Annotated in this window: 15 protein-coding genes; all 15 read right to left on the reverse strand. The window is 64.3% G+C overall.

The window, feature by feature from the left end:
• Nucleotides 1–45: 45 nt before the first annotated feature.
• The 15 genes from CK498_RS19615 to CK498_RS19680 all read right to left on the reverse strand — a co-directional run bounded on the left by CK498_RS19615 (nt 46) and on the right by CK498_RS19680 (nt 13,457).
• Entirely contained in the window at nt 46–1,464 is a 1,419-nt protein-coding gene (locus CK498_RS19615) for an aldehyde dehydrogenase family protein (RefSeq protein ID WP_095622559.1), read from the reverse strand.
• Between the two features lie 69 nt (nt 1,465–1,533).
• Nucleotides 1,534–1,968 (reverse strand): hypothetical protein, encoded by a 435-nt coding sequence (locus tag CK498_RS26400; protein WP_229359153.1) that lies wholly within the window; start codon nt 1,966–1,968, stop codon nt 1,534–1,536.
• Nucleotides 1,969–2,019: 51 nt separating this feature from the next.
• Nucleotides 2,020–2,931: an APC family permease gene (locus CK498_RS26405; RefSeq protein WP_217987818.1), complete on the reverse strand. Its 912-nt coding sequence runs from the start codon at nt 2,929–2,931 to the stop codon at nt 2,020–2,022.
• A 298-nt stretch (nt 2,932–3,229) separates the two neighbouring features.
• Nucleotides 3,230–4,075 (reverse strand): intradiol ring-cleavage dioxygenase, encoded by an 846-nt coding sequence (locus CK498_RS19625; RefSeq protein ID WP_095622560.1) that lies wholly within the window; start codon nt 4,073–4,075, stop codon nt 3,230–3,232.
• Between the two features lie 62 nt (nt 4,076–4,137).
• On the reverse strand, nt 4,138–5,196 hold the full coding sequence (locus CK498_RS19630; RefSeq protein ID WP_095622561.1) for a maleylacetate reductase: 1,059 nt from the start codon (nt 5,194–5,196) through the stop codon (nt 4,138–4,140).
• 10 nt (nt 5,197–5,206) lie between these two features.
• Complete coding sequence (locus CK498_RS19635) at nt 5,207–5,773, reverse strand: nuclear transport factor 2 family protein (RefSeq protein WP_095622562.1); 567 nt, start codon at nt 5,771–5,773, stop codon at nt 5,207–5,209.
• Nucleotides 5,774–6,035: 262 nt separating this feature from the next.
• On the reverse strand, nt 6,036–6,962 hold the full coding sequence (locus tag CK498_RS19640; RefSeq protein ID WP_095622563.1) for a flavin reductase: 927 nt from the start codon (nt 6,960–6,962) through the stop codon (nt 6,036–6,038).
• Between the two features lie 35 nt (nt 6,963–6,997).
• Nucleotides 6,998–7,189, reverse strand: a complete 192-nt coding sequence (locus CK498_RS19645) for a 2-hydroxymuconate tautomerase (RefSeq protein WP_095622564.1) — start codon at nt 7,187–7,189, stop codon at nt 6,998–7,000.
• A 35-nt stretch (nt 7,190–7,224) separates the two neighbouring features.
• Nucleotides 7,225–8,196, reverse strand: a complete 972-nt coding sequence (locus CK498_RS19650; RefSeq protein WP_095622565.1) for a PDR/VanB family oxidoreductase — start codon at nt 8,194–8,196, stop codon at nt 7,225–7,227.
• Nucleotides 8,197–8,201: 5 nt separating this feature from the next.
• The gene (locus CK498_RS19655) at nt 8,202–8,960 is read right to left on the reverse strand and encodes an SDR family NAD(P)-dependent oxidoreductase (protein WP_095622566.1); all 759 of its coding nucleotides are present in this window, start codon (nt 8,958–8,960) and stop codon (nt 8,202–8,204) included.
• On the reverse strand, nt 8,960–9,454 hold the full coding sequence (locus CK498_RS19660) for an aromatic-ring-hydroxylating dioxygenase subunit beta (RefSeq protein WP_095622567.1): 495 nt from the start codon (nt 9,452–9,454) through the stop codon (nt 8,960–8,962). Before CK498_RS19660 ends, CK498_RS19655 begins: the two co-directional genes overlap by 1 nt.
• Nucleotides 9,451–10,719: an aromatic ring-hydroxylating oxygenase subunit alpha gene (locus CK498_RS19665; RefSeq protein WP_095622568.1), complete on the reverse strand. Its 1,269-nt coding sequence runs from the start codon at nt 10,717–10,719 to the stop codon at nt 9,451–9,453. The genes CK498_RS19660 and CK498_RS19665 overlap by 4 nt, the downstream gene beginning before the upstream one ends.
• A gap of 60 nt (nt 10,720–10,779) precedes the next feature.
• Complete coding sequence (locus tag CK498_RS19670) at nt 10,780–11,127, reverse strand: IacB protein (RefSeq protein WP_095622569.1); 348 nt, start codon at nt 11,125–11,127, stop codon at nt 10,780–10,782.
• Nucleotides 11,128–11,158: 31 nt separating this feature from the next.
• Complete coding sequence (locus CK498_RS19675; protein WP_095622570.1) at nt 11,159–12,304, reverse strand: acyl-CoA dehydrogenase family protein; 1,146 nt, start codon at nt 12,302–12,304, stop codon at nt 11,159–11,161.
• Nucleotides 12,285–13,457 (reverse strand): amidase, encoded by a 1,173-nt coding sequence (locus CK498_RS19680; protein ID WP_095622571.1) that lies wholly within the window; start codon nt 13,455–13,457, stop codon nt 12,285–12,287. Before CK498_RS19680 ends, CK498_RS19675 begins: the two co-directional genes overlap by 20 nt.
• Nucleotides 13,458–13,554: the final 97 nt, after the last annotated feature.

The following is a 13,554-nucleotide window of genomic DNA, read 5'->3' on the forward strand; positions in this document are numbered from 1 at the left end:
CCTTGATGGTCTTGTTGTTGTTGGCCCATTTGATGGATGAGCCACTCAGTTCGTGCGCTGTCGCACGAACAGCAGCTGCGGGGTGGTGAATTCGAGCAGTCCCTGCAGGCCGAACTCGACGCCGAAGCCGGACATCTTGCAGCCGCCGAACGGCGTATTGGGTTGAATCTGGGCGTGGCAGTTGACCCAGGCCACACCGCTCTCCAGCCGGCTGGCGATGGCCTGCGCCTGGGCTTCATCCTCGCCCCACACCGAGCCGCCCAAGCCCATCTGCGATGCATTGGCACGCCGCAGGGCATCCTCGATGTCGCGGTAGGCGATCAATGGCAGCACCGGGCCGAACTGCTCTTCATCCACCAGCCGGTGGCCATCGCTGACCCCGGTGACGATGGTGGGCGGATAGAAGAAGCCCCGGCGCTCCAGGCGGGTGCCGCCACACAGCACCTGCGCGCCCTGGGCACGGGCATCGTCGACGAGTTCGCTCACCAGCTCGAGCTGGTCGAGGTTCTGGATCGGACCGAAGGTCACGCCCTCCTCCAGGCCAGCGCCGACTACCTGCCGCTCGGCAATGGCCGCCAGGGCCTCGGCGAACTCGCGGTACTGGGACTCGTGCACGTAGAGCCGCTTCAGTGCCGCGCAGGTCTGCCCCATGTTGAGGAACGCCGCCTGGAAGATCTCCTCTACCACCGCATCCACCGGCGTGCCCGACAGCACGATGGCGGCATCGTTGCCTCCCAGCTCCAAGGTCAGGCGCTTGAGGTTGCCGGCCGCCGCCTGCATGACTCGCTGCCCGGTTTCGGTGGAACCGGTGAAGACGATCTTGTCGATACCCGGGTGAGCGGTGATGGCGCTGCCGAAGCCCTGCCCGCCGGTGACGACATTGATGACCCCCTTGGGCACGTGGCGGGCGATGATCTCCCCCAGGCGAATCGTGCTCAGCGGGGTGAGGCTGGAGGGCTTGCTCACTACACAGTTACCCGCTCGCAGCGCCGGCATGATATGCCACACCGCGATCATGAAGGGCCAGTTCCAGGGCGTGATGGAGGCCACCACGCCCACCGGCTTGTGGTGTAGCTCGATGCGCTGGGCAGGCGTCTCTTCCACCAGCTCGACCGGCACTTCCTGGCTGGCCGCATAGCGTGTCCAGGCCGCACCGCCGCCCACCTCGGAGTAGGCCAGGGCCAGCGGCTTGCCCTGCTCCATGACGATCAGCCTTGCCAGCTCGTCCGCCTCACGCTCGATGTCGTCAGCGATGCGACTGAGCAACTCGCATCTCTGCTCATGAGTACTGAGCTTCCACTGACCGAAGGCATCGCGGGCGGCGCTGACCGCCTGATCCAGCTGCGCGGTCGAGCCTGCCGGACACCGTGCGAAGGGCGCCCCCATGGCCGGGTCGATGACCTCGAAATGCCCTGCGGCACCCGGTACGCTGTCGCCATTGATCAACAATTCGTAGTTACGCATACAACCGTCCTTCATGCTTTGACGCCTCGCCGGGAAAGGCAAACCTTCCCCACGATCAAGGCATAGGGCTTACAGCCGATGAGAGCCGAGCTGCTGGAATTGCTCGGGAGAGGTTTGGCGCAGACGCATGGCCATCGCCCCACCCACGGCAAGCGCCAGGGCGATGAGAATGCAGAGTCCGTAGGAGAGCACCTTGCTGGACCCGGTTAGAACGTCGAAGTGCATCACCGCGATGACCAGCATGGTGAGCAGCGCGAGACTGGAGAAGGCGGGCAGGATCTTGCTTCTCCACGGGCCCACACCCAGCTCGGGGTGGCGGCGAAAATAGCGCAATACCGCCAGCGAGGTGATCGCCATCAGCAGGATCAGGGAGAGCGCAGCCAGGCTGGAGAACCAGGCGAACAGTTGCAGGATGGGATCACCGCCGGAAGCCGCAAAGATCATCACCGCCGTTGCCGCGATCAGCGTCTGCAACAGCGAGCCGATGTGGGGGCTCTGATGCACGGGGTGGGTGGTGCCCAGGACGCTTGGCAGCAGGCCATCACGACCGATGGCTTAGAAATAGCGGGCGGCCGAATTGTGGAACGCCACCAGGCCGGCATAGATCCCCACCAGGAATAGGACGCGAATGACCTGGGTCATTTCAGGCCCGACGTAGTGATCGGACAGCCCGTAGATCAACGTGGTCGGATCCTCGAGCGCGTACAGAGTGGGTACGATCTTGTCGGCGCCGACCCCGATGATCATCGACCAGATGGAGAGCGCATAGAAGCAGCCGATCAAGAGGATGGAGGCATAGGTCGCCAGCGGAATGTCGCGCCGGGGATTCTTCGCCTCTTCACCATAGATGGTGGTCGCTTCGAAGCCGATGAACGCGGCAAAGCAGAACAGTAAGCCGATGGAGGGAGCGCCGCTGAACACGTGCCTGGCCTGGAAAGAGTCGAAATTCACGCCGCTGTCGCCACCGCTGGAGAGTATGGCCACGTTCAACACCAGGATGACGAGATACTCCACCATGACGATCACGCAGAGCACCTTGGCCGAGAGATCGATCTGGCGATAGCCGAGGAACGCGATACTGCCCATCGCCAGCAGCGAATAGATCCACCATGGCAGGTGCAGATCGAATACGGCACTCATGGTGCCGGCGGCGACGCCACCGAACATGCCGTAGAGAGCGATCTGCAAAATATTGTAGGCAAAGATCGCCAACCCCGCGGCCGCACCGCCGGCAATCCCGCCCAGGCCCCGCGCCGAGAAGGCATAGAAACCGCCAGCATTGGTCACGTAGCGGGCCATGGTGGTATAGCCCACCGAGAAGATCAGCAGCACCGTCAATACCAGGCCAATCAACACGGGGGTCCCCGCACCATTGCCCAGCATCATGCCGATCGGAAAGCCGCCGGCCAGAACACTGAATGGACTCGCCGCGGATACGACGAAGAAGATAATGAAACCGACACCCAAGGCGCCACGCCTTAGCTCTGTCGAAGCTATCGCAGGAGAAGTGGTTACACTCATTTTTTTGACCTTCGTATTGTGATTATAGGAGTTATCAACATCACAGGCTTTATATTATTCTCACCCAGGCAAGTGGCGTTATCCCAAATCGGCACTACGATCTTCTTTTAATTCAATAAGATAAAACATGCCCAAAAACCGAAAACTCACCCACTCTTCGCCAAAATAAAAAACTTATTTTGGATAGACTGAGCGTTTTTCACGGCTTCCAATTGCGTTAATAGTCCGCTTCTTTTAGATCGCTTTATTTCCTCATCATGACGAAATCGAAGTTTGCCTCCCATGCCACACTTTCATCCGTTGACTCACGGTAATCCACGACCAGCGATTCCTTGACCCCGAACACCGTATCCGATGTCAGGTAGTCATCGCCCGAGACGAAGGTGTGGGTGACGATCCGCTCATAGTCGGGATGCTCGAGCATGAAATGCATATGCGCAGGCCGCCACGGATGACGCCCCAGGCTTGCCAGCATCTTGCCCACCGGGCCATCGTCGGGGATCGGGTAAGGCACCGGCTTGATGCCGATGAAGTCGTAGCGGCCATCGGCACCGGTAATGAACACGCCGCGATTGTTCCATTCCGGTTGCTGGTTCGGCTGCTGGACGTCATAGAAGCCGTCGCTGTTGTCCGACCAGACGTCGATACGCACCCCCTCGATGGGGTTGCCCTCCAGGTCGAGCACTCGGCCCTGGTAGCGGCAGGCTTCGCCCTTGCCATCCAGCGAGATGGAAGTCCCCATGGGCAGCTCCGGCGCGCCGTCCACATGGAAGGGGCCGAACACCGTGTTCTCGGTCGCGCCCGCCGGGCGGCGGTGCTGAATGGCATCCACCAGCATGGAGACCCCGAGGGTATCGGAGAGCAGGATGAACTCCTGGCGCTTGTCGTCGCACAGCTGCCCGGTGCGAGTCAGGAAGTCGATAGCCACTTCCCACTCGGCCTGGGTCAGCCCGACTTCCTTGACGAAGCCATGCAGGTGGCGGATCAGCGACGCCATGATCTCACGCAGCCTGGGGTCGGTCTCCTCGCCCATGCGCGCATTGACCGCTTCGACGGAGTTCGCTTCGGTGAAATAGTCGATCTCGGACATGCTCCATTCTCCTCGATGGCCCCATTGCTCGGATCCGGGTGAGCCGCTCAGGCCTGAAGACATCACTGGGGCCGGCCGCCACGCCAGGCGCGCTGGAGCAGCTCACGTATGGCGTCGCGCTCGATCGGCCGGGGGTTCCAGTAAGGATTCATAGCCGCCAGGTCAGCCGCCTCGTCCAGCTCGGACTCGCGCAGCCCCAGCGCCGCGAGGGCAAGGGGCGCCCCAAGGGAGCCGGCGAAGTCGTAGAGGCCGCCGCCCAGCTCGCCGCCGAACAGGCTCGCCGCCGGCGCCAGGACCTCGGCGGCAGCCTGGGCGTTGTAGGCCGCGGTATGCGGCAGCAGGATGGCGTGGGTCTCAGCGTGGGGCAGGTCGAAGCGGCCGCCCAGGGTGTGACAGAGCTTATGGTGTAGCGCCATGCCCACGCTGCCCAGCACGCTGCCGCACAGCCAGGCGCCATACAGCGCATCGCTGCGTGCCTGCAGGTCCTGCGGGCGTTCGACGATGGCCGGCAGCGCCTGCTTGAGACTGCGCAACCCCTCCATGGCCATCAGCCCGGTCAGGGGGTTGCGGTCCTTGGCGTAGAGCCCCTCCACCGCATGGGCCATGGCGTTGAGGCCGCTGGTCACGCTGGTCGCCACCGGCAGCCCCAAGGTGAGTTCGGCGTCGTAGATCACCACCTCGGGCAGGATGGCAGCGCCCTTGACGGTGGTCTTCACGCCGTTCTCGGTCTGGCCCAGGATCGGCGTGACCTCGGAGCCGGCATAGGTGGTCGCCACCACCACCTGCGGCACACCATTGCGATAGGCGATCGCCTTGCTCAAGCCGATGGTCGAGCCCCCGCCCAGGGCGACGATGCCATCGGCAGCGGCGTCCTCGAACGCCGCCATGGCCTGCTCGGTCACGTGCACCGGGGTGTGCATCACCGCCCCGCTGAAGACCCCGCCCCCCAGTTCGCCGAGCTGCGCGTTAAGGCGTAGGGCATCCTCGCGCCGGGAAGGCGTCGACAGCACCAGAGCCCTGCGGCAGCCCAGCAGGCGCACTTCGTCGGCGATCCGGGCCAGGCTGCCGGGCCCGAAGAGCACGCGCGCCGGGTTGGCCGTGTAGAGGAAATCGTGTGGCATACCTTTCTCCTCAGGGCTTGAGCAATACCGATTGCGTTGGGTAATCGCTCGCCCAGCCCTCTTGCAGCGGCGCGACAAAGACGTTCTCCGTGCGCGTCCGGGTGATCTTCCAGGTGCCATCAGGCTCCTTGCGGAAGGCGTTGTTGAGCCGCGACGAGCGCAGCAGCGCCTTGCCATCGGAGAAGATCCACGGCTGGCAGTGCACCCACTGGCCCTCTGCGACATCGCCCCTGACGTGGATCTGCTCCGAGGTCAGGTAGTGAACGTTGAGTAGCAGCTTGGGATCCTGATCCTTCTTCCAGAACCCCTGGAAATGGCGCCGGATGGCCGCCGCCCCTTCGGCACGGCCGAACTGGTTGTCGTAGTACTCGCCAACGCCTTCCCACACAGCGTCTTCGGTATACAGCGCCATGATCAGCTCGATGCGCTCCTCATCACTCTTCACGCCATATTCGGGAATCGGCGTGTCGCACAGGAACATGTAGCGCGCCTGGAGACGACGGATCTCGGCCTCGGCCTCCAACGTTTCGATGCGTGCCACCAGGGCTTTCATTTCAGCATTCGTCACTTGCGACATTTCTCTCTCCTTTTTCCAACGGAATGGTTTCGCGGGCTACGCAGCGCTGAACAAATCGACGAGCGAGATGAAGCGCAAGGCGCACGGAGCACAGTACCGAGCGAAGCGACAAACAGCCGTAGGCTGGCCCCGAAGGGGCGAGAAGCCGAAGGCTGCGAGTCAACCGGAGCCTATGGGGTATAGGTGAGGATCCGACGGTCCGACGCTTCGGCACCGCGCAACGCAGCGATTCGCTCGCGCAGGCATTTGTGCAGTGCTTGCGCTATAGAGGGGCGCCGAGGCGCTCGATCACGCGCCCCAGCCCCGACTTGATCGCGCTCACTTCGGCCGGCGCCAGGTTCTCGAACAGGCGTCGCTCGTAGTCGTCGGCCATGGCCAGCAAGCGCAGCGCCAACGCCTGCCCCTCATCGCTGAGCCGGACGCAACCGTCTTCGCCCGGGCCGACCAGGCCACGCTCGCGCAGTCCGTCGAGCGTGTCCTCGAGATCCGCCTGGGGCTGGGCCACGCGCTCAGCCAAGGCCTCGGCGGCCTGAGGACCGCGGTCTGCCAGCAGGGTCAGAATCCGCCATTCGTTGTCGTTGACTCCCAGGCTGCCGAGACGCGGATAGAAGTCGCTGCGGTAGGCGGCTAGCGCCTGGCGCATCAGGTAGAGCAGGTGCTTGCCGAGTCGGCCGTTCAATGCCGGGCGCTCGCCGACGTTGAGTAGCAGAGGATGCGGCTCGGGCACGGCATAGCGCCCGTTGTGGAAGACCAGGGCGCTGCCCTCGTTGCGATAGGCGTAGCGCACCACTTCGCCGACGATGATCAGATGATCGCCGCCCTCGTAGACGTTCCACGTGCGGCATTCGAAATGCGCCGCGGCGCCCTTCACCTTGGCTACGCCGCCGAGCCCCTCCTCGATGTCGATGCCGACGAACTTGTCCTCACCCCGCCGTGCAAAGCGATTGGAGATGTCGACCTGCTCATTGCTAAGCACGTTGACCACGAAGTGTTCGGCATGGCGGTAGGCATTCAGGCTGTAGGCGCCCTTGTCGATGCTCCACAGGATCAGCGGCGGCTCCATCGACACCGAATTGAAGCTGCTGGCGGTGACGCCATGGTTCTCCTCGCCCTCGCACGCGGTGACCACCGTCACACCGGTGGCGAACTTGCCCAGCGCGCTGCGGAAATCTCTCGTATCGAAGCTCATAAGCGGCTCTCCCTCCCACACGGGGACTATTATTTTCAGCGCCCCAATTTCTCGCCGGTGGTGCCGGCGATGCCGTAGTCGCTCTTGGGTATTTCGCTGATGATGACCCGCACGTTCGCTGCGGGGGCATCGATGGATTCGGCGATGGCGTCCGTCACCTTACGGATCAGAGTCTCCTTCTGATCCTGGCTACGACCCGCCATCATGTAGACGTGAACGGTTGGCATTGTCTTGTCCTTTTCTTGTCGTCAGATTCTGGCCGTCAGAGATCGAGAACGATCCGTTTACCCTTAGCCCGAGAGCAGCAGACGCACATCATCTCGCCCTCCTGCTTCTCCTCTTCGGTGAGAAAGTGATCGCGATGATCGATCTCACCTTCGATGACGTCGGCCACACAAGTACCGCACACGCCCTCCTCGCATTTCACTTCCACTTTCACGCCGGCCTTGGCGAGGGCCTTGGCAATGGTCTCCTCGCTACCCACGGAGACAGTGACGCCAGACCTTTCGGCAATCACCTCGAAAACGTCGCCCGAGACATCGACGTCCACCGAAAAGAATTCGCGATGAATACGCTCATCGCCGATGCCGGACTCCCGGGCCCGCGAGATCACCCACTCCATGAATCCCTGGGGACCGCATACGTAGACGTGCGCGCCTTCCCTGGCAGCGGCGAGCTCGGCGTTCAGATCGAGCTTGGTCTCCAACTCGTCGTCATGGTGATAGACGACGACGTCGGAAAGCCCGGCCGCCTCCACCTCGCCGCGGAAGGCCGTCACGCTGCGCGAGCGCGTGCAGTAGTGCAGCGTGAAGTCCTTGCCCAGCGCGCGCAGGCGGCGAGCCATCGCCATCATCGGCGTGACCCCGATGCCGCCGCCGAACAGCAGGCTCTGCGGCGCCTCCTCGTGTAGCGGGAAGTGATTTCTCGGCCCCTCTATCTCGAGCGTCTCCCCCACCCTGGCGATTCGATGCAGGGCCTCCGAGCCACCGCGGCTGTTGGGGTCGCGCAGCACGCCGATCTCGTAGAACTCGTTCACTTGCGGATCCGAGCAGAGCGAGTACTGGCGCCACAGGTCGATCTCGCCATCGCGCACGTGCACGTCCAGATGCGCGCCGGCGGTGAAGGGCGCCAGCGGCGCGCCGTCGAGCGAGCGCAGCCGCAGCCTGGCAATGCCGCCCGGCTCATCGATGCGCTGGTCGATCGCCAGCGTCAGGCGTTGGTTAGCGGTATCCATTGGCATCACCTCATGTAGATTCCACCGTTGACGTCCCAGCAGGCGCCGTTGACGAAGGCCGCCCTGGGGCTCGCCAGCAGCACCACCAGCTCGGCGACGAAGTGCGGGTCACCCAGGCTGCCCACCGGGATGTTGGCGATGGCCTGCTCGAGATTGCCGCCCAGCACGGAGCGCACCATGGGCGTATCCATGGGGCCGGGCGCGATGGCATTGCAGGTGACGCCAAAGGGCGCGAGATCGCGGGCGAAGATCTTCGTCAGCGTGAGGATGGCGCCCTTGGAGGCGGCATAGTGCGCCCCGGTGGCCGTGCCGCCGTTCTGCCCCGCCAGGGAGGCGAGATTGACGATTCGCCCGTAGCCGCGCGCCTTGAAGTGGCGGCCGAAGACCTGGCTGCCGGCGAAGGTGCCGCCGGCGTTGGTGGCCAGCACGGCATTGAAGTCCGCGGGGTCGATCTCCAGCAGCCCCTGCACCACCGTGCGCGCCGCGTTGTTGACCAGCACCTCGACCGCCCCCCAGCGCTCGATGCACTTGTCGAGCACGGCCTGGAAGTCTTCGGGTTGCGACACGTCCAGGGTGGCGGAGACGGCAGTGTCGCCCGCCAGGTCGAGTTCGGCGGCCAGCGCCGCAGCCGGCTCGGGCTCGATGTCCGAAATCACCACCCGGAAACCGGCCCGATGCAGGGCGCGCACGGCTTCGGCGCCGAAACCACGCGCCCCACCGGTCACCACCGCCGTCTGGATCTTGTCAGGAGTCGGCATCGTCATCAGAACAAATAGCTGAACGAGTTCAGCATCCCGTCGGAGTTGAGCAGACGCGCCACCTTGTGGCGGATCTTGAAGCCGCCCGGCGTGACGATGAGGGTGTAGCTCAGGTTCGCGGCCCAGATCCGCTGGCGCCCGAACTTGTCTTCGATCAAGTGCTCGGCGCAGCGCACCGTTACTTCGTCGCCCTCGACCTCGTCGATGACGAAGCGCGACACTGTGCGAATGGTGCGGGCCGGCGGCGCCGAGGAGATCGAGAACCCCTGCTGGAAGCGGGCGATGCGGTCGCGCCGCATCTTGGCATCGTCGTGGCAGAGGTTGAGCGTGTTGGCGAAGTCCTCGCCGTCGCCGATGGGCAGGGTGTAGAAGCCCTCCTCGCTCCACAGGGCGAGCCAGGCGTCGTAGTCCTGACGGTCCAGCATGTCCGCCTCGGCCCAGATGAAGGCTTCCGCATCGCGCAGCAGGGAGTCATTATCTCGCTTGATCATCTCGTTCATGCCTGCATCATCCTCTTCCACATGTCGTACGCCGCCCGCATGCCGGTCTCGGCACTGATATGGCCGCGGGGCCCCACCTCGCCCGGCTGCTCGTCGACGAGACCGCGATTGAGCAGAATGGGCAGCTCCGCGCCCCCTTTGACGCCGCGTTGTATGCGCTCCCACACCTCCGCGTCGTCGGGCGAGCCGAAGCCCATCGGCCCCTGGAAGTGTTCGTGCAGGCGCAGGCGCACCTGGTTGGCCGCCTCCGGGCCGCCGTCCATGCCGATGGCGATGTGACGAATGTCGGTCCGCTCGACGTTCACCGGCGTCAAGACGCGGAAGAAGGCCAGCGAGAACGAGACGTTGGGAAACAGATTGAGGTTGAAGCCGGCCCCGCCCACGGCGCGCACGATGCGCCTCACCTGCTCATCGGGGTAGCCTTCGTCGCGCAGCTCCCGGGCCAGCTCCGTAAAGCGCTCGGGGATCGGCGCCTCGAGGTTGTCGTCGAGATCCACCAGCTCGGGGATCATGACCATCACCGAGTGGCCGTTGCCGAGATCCTCGACGTACCCCTTGCCCTGATCCAGGAAGGAGAAGACCTCCTCGGTCTCGTCATCCAACGACTGCAGGAAGGACTTGTGCACGACGGGGAAATGATAGGCGTCAGTGGTGTTCTCGAGCTGGACCTTCCAGTTCATCGGCACGCTGAACTGATGCTCGCCCAGCACCTTGACTGGATAGCCCGCCCCCTGCTTCATGAACAGGTCGATCCACTTGGTGACCGGACCGAGGAAATCGACCAGCGGTTCGGCTTCTTCATTGAAGGTGGCGAAGACCATGCCGGCGTAGGACTCGGTGCGCAGCTTGAGCAGGCCGTGCTGCGCCTTGTCGAAATCGTCGCCGTACTGCTCGGGGTAAGGCAGCGCCCGCAGCGAGCCATCCAGCCCGTAGCCCCAGCCGTGGTAAGGGCACTGGAACGAGGAGGTCTTGCCCTTCTTCACCTCGCACACCGTGGCGGCACGATGGCGGCAGCGGTTCACCATGACGTGGATCGCACCCTTCCTGTCGCGCACCACGATCACCGGCTCGAGCCCCACCTGGGAGAGCCTGAACGAACCCTTTTCGGGGAACTCGCTTTCGTGGGCAACCCACACCCAGGTTTTCTTGAAGATTTTCTGCATCTCCTCCTCGAACAGCCTGGGATCCTCGTACATGGGCGTGCGAATGTGATCCTTGAACACCAGCTCGTGAGGGGTGATGTCGATCTTGTTTTGGCTATTCATGATGACCTCGAATTAGCTATTGGCGGCCCTTTTCGAAACGGCTTGCCGATGGTTTTTCCGTCACTCGGGCACGACCAGTTCGCGCCCGATTCGCGCCTCGACCCGGCAGTATTTCCACAGCTTGTAGGTGCCGTCGCCCACCGGCGTGGTGCGGAAGAAGTTGCAGGCCTCGACGATGGATTCGTAGTCCTCCACGTCGGCCATGATGTAGAAGGTCCAGGGGGCGGCGAGGGAGGGGCCGACCTGAATGCGGTCGTCGTCCATGATGCCCAGGATCGTCAAGCCGGGCAGGCCGTCGATGCCCTGCAACATCTCGCGGGTGGCCTCCCACACCTGCTTGGCCTCCTCGGCGGTGGCGTTCATGAAGTTCTGATTGATGCCGCAGCAAAACAGTACGCGATGCATCATGATGCTCTCCTTTCTCAGTTATCGTTTCGGCTCACAGGTAACCCGGCAGGGGGTCGTGATCGAAGAAGATGGCCCCGGCGTTCTTCCAGGTGATCTCGCCCATGAAGGCGTGCTGGGTGCACAGCGATGCGTCACGCAAAATGCGTGACAAGGGGTGGCCGTTCTCGGCACCGGTCATGCCGCTGATCTGGTACACGCTGCGGATGGCCTCGGCGCACTCATGGGTCAGGTGGGTAGCGGAGAGTCGCAGCAGGTTGATCTGCTCGCGGCTCGGCTCGCCGCCGGCCTCGACGGCACTCCAGGCCGATTCGGTGCTGTCGTAGAAGAAGGCACGGGCGGCACGCACCCGGGCCTCGGCCTTGGCCAGGCCGATCTGGGCGTACTCGCGTTCGCCCAGATTGGGCGCCCCGGTGACCGACTTGCGCCCTCCGGCCATGGCCCGCACCACGTCCAGAGCCTCCCGCGCCAGCCCCAGGGTGGTGACCGCCAGTACCTGGGTGGCAAAGGAGAGGGCGGGGTAGCGGAAGAAGGGCGCGTCGATGGTGGCCCTGGCGCCGCGCACGAAGGTCCACTCCTCGGCAACGTAGGCCTCGTCCACCACCAGGTCGTGGCTGCCGGTGGCGACCATGCCCAGCATGTTCCAGGTGGGGTCGATGCGAACCTGCTCGCGGGGCAGCACCGCCATGCGCGGCAGGGCGCCGGGGTCGTCGGGCTGGATGCCGACACCGCACAGCGAGGCGCTCATGCAACCGCTGGCGAATTTCCAGCGCCCCTTGATGCGAAAGCCGCGGTCGACCCGCTCGGCGGGATGGGGCGGAAAGATACCCCCCGCGAACACCACGTCGGGAGAGTCCTTCCAGATCTGGGTGATGGTCGCCTCGGGCAACGCCGCCAGGTAGGCGGGGTTCATGCCGAAGCTAGCCACCCAGCCGGCGGAACCGTCGGCCGCCGAAATGGCTTCGACCATCTTCAGGAACTCGGCGGGGGATTTCTCATCGCCGCCGTACCTGGCCGGCACCATGGCGCGATAGACGCCAATGGCCTTGAACTCCTCGACGATGTCCGGCGAGAGGTGTCGCTGTGCTTCGAACTCTTCTCGCCGCTGGCGGATATTGTCGAGCAGCGCATCGAAGCGCTCCTCTCCGCCCCACTGGGCTTTATCGACCTGGCTGTGCATGGGCTTCTCCTGTTGTTTGAATGGCCTCGTCAGGCCCTGTACCCACCAAGTAGCGCGCGACCAGATAGCGCGCGGCCCGGCAGACACTGGCGTCATCGCCACGCCGGCCAATGAGCTGCAGGCTCACCGGCCGTCCCCGGCTCGGGGGCAGAGGCAGGCTCAGGGCGGGATGCCCCGAAAGATTGAAGGGCCGCACCAGGGACGAGACGCTCAGGTCCTGCTGCCCCACCTCGGCTGCCGCGCGGGTCAGCGGAAAGTGCGGCAGTGTCGGCAGCGCCAGCACCTCGTAAGTCTCGAGCAGCCGGTCGACGGCGGCAGTGAAGGCCAGGCGCACCGCTTCGGCCTCGCGCAGTTCGGCGTCGGTGGTCTCGGCGGCCGCACGCAGGCGGCGCTCCACGTCACTTCCCAGGCGGCCGCTGTCGAGCCAGGCGGCACAGGCCATGTAGGTTTCGCGCTTGATCAGCGCCATGGCGGCATCAAAAGCTTCGTCCATCAGCGGCAGATCGCCCTTCTTGCCGGCCAGCCCGGCGCCTTCGAGACACGCCTCCACCGCAGCGAGAACCGTCGTATCGGCCGCCACCTCTAGCCTGCACAGGCGTGGCATCGCCGCGCCCTCTCCGACCGCGAAACCGTCGTCCACGGCCGCCATGAAGGCGATCAGCTCATCGAGATCGGCGCTGAGCGGTCCCACGCAGTCCAGGCTGCTGAACGTGGGCATGACCCCGTGCCGACCGAGCCGACCGAAGGTGGGCTTCAATCCGTACACACCGCAGCAGGCTGCCGGCACCCGGATCGAGCCGCCCGTGTCGGTGCCGATGCCGATCTCGGCCAGGCCCGCCGCGACCGCCGCCGCCGAGCCGCTGGAAGACCCACCCGGGATCAGTGCCGGGAAGCGCGGATTCTCGGGGGTGCCTGTCCAAGCGTTGAGCCCGGTCATGCCGAACGCCAGCTCATGCAGGTTGGCCTTGCCGACGATGCGGTAACCGGCTGCCAGCGTGCGCTCGACGATCTCGGCATGCCTCTTGGCCGCCGGCGCACCGGCCAGCGCCGCCGAGCCCGCCCGGGTCGGGTAGCCGGCGATATCGATGCTGTCCTTGACCACGACTCGCTTGGGGCCCGTGCCGAGGTCGAGAGCTTGGATGAGAGATGACATGGCAGCCTTTTGTTTATTTCTCACATGAAATTTCAAGTATTTAATGGCACGCTGATTCGTTTCTTGACCTACTTTCGCCCTACCTATTTACCTTCAC

The sequence above is a fragment of the Halomonas salipaludis genome (assembly GCF_002286975.1).
GTDB classification, from domain to species: domain Bacteria; phylum Pseudomonadota; class Gammaproteobacteria; order Pseudomonadales; family Halomonadaceae; genus Franzmannia; species Franzmannia salipaludis.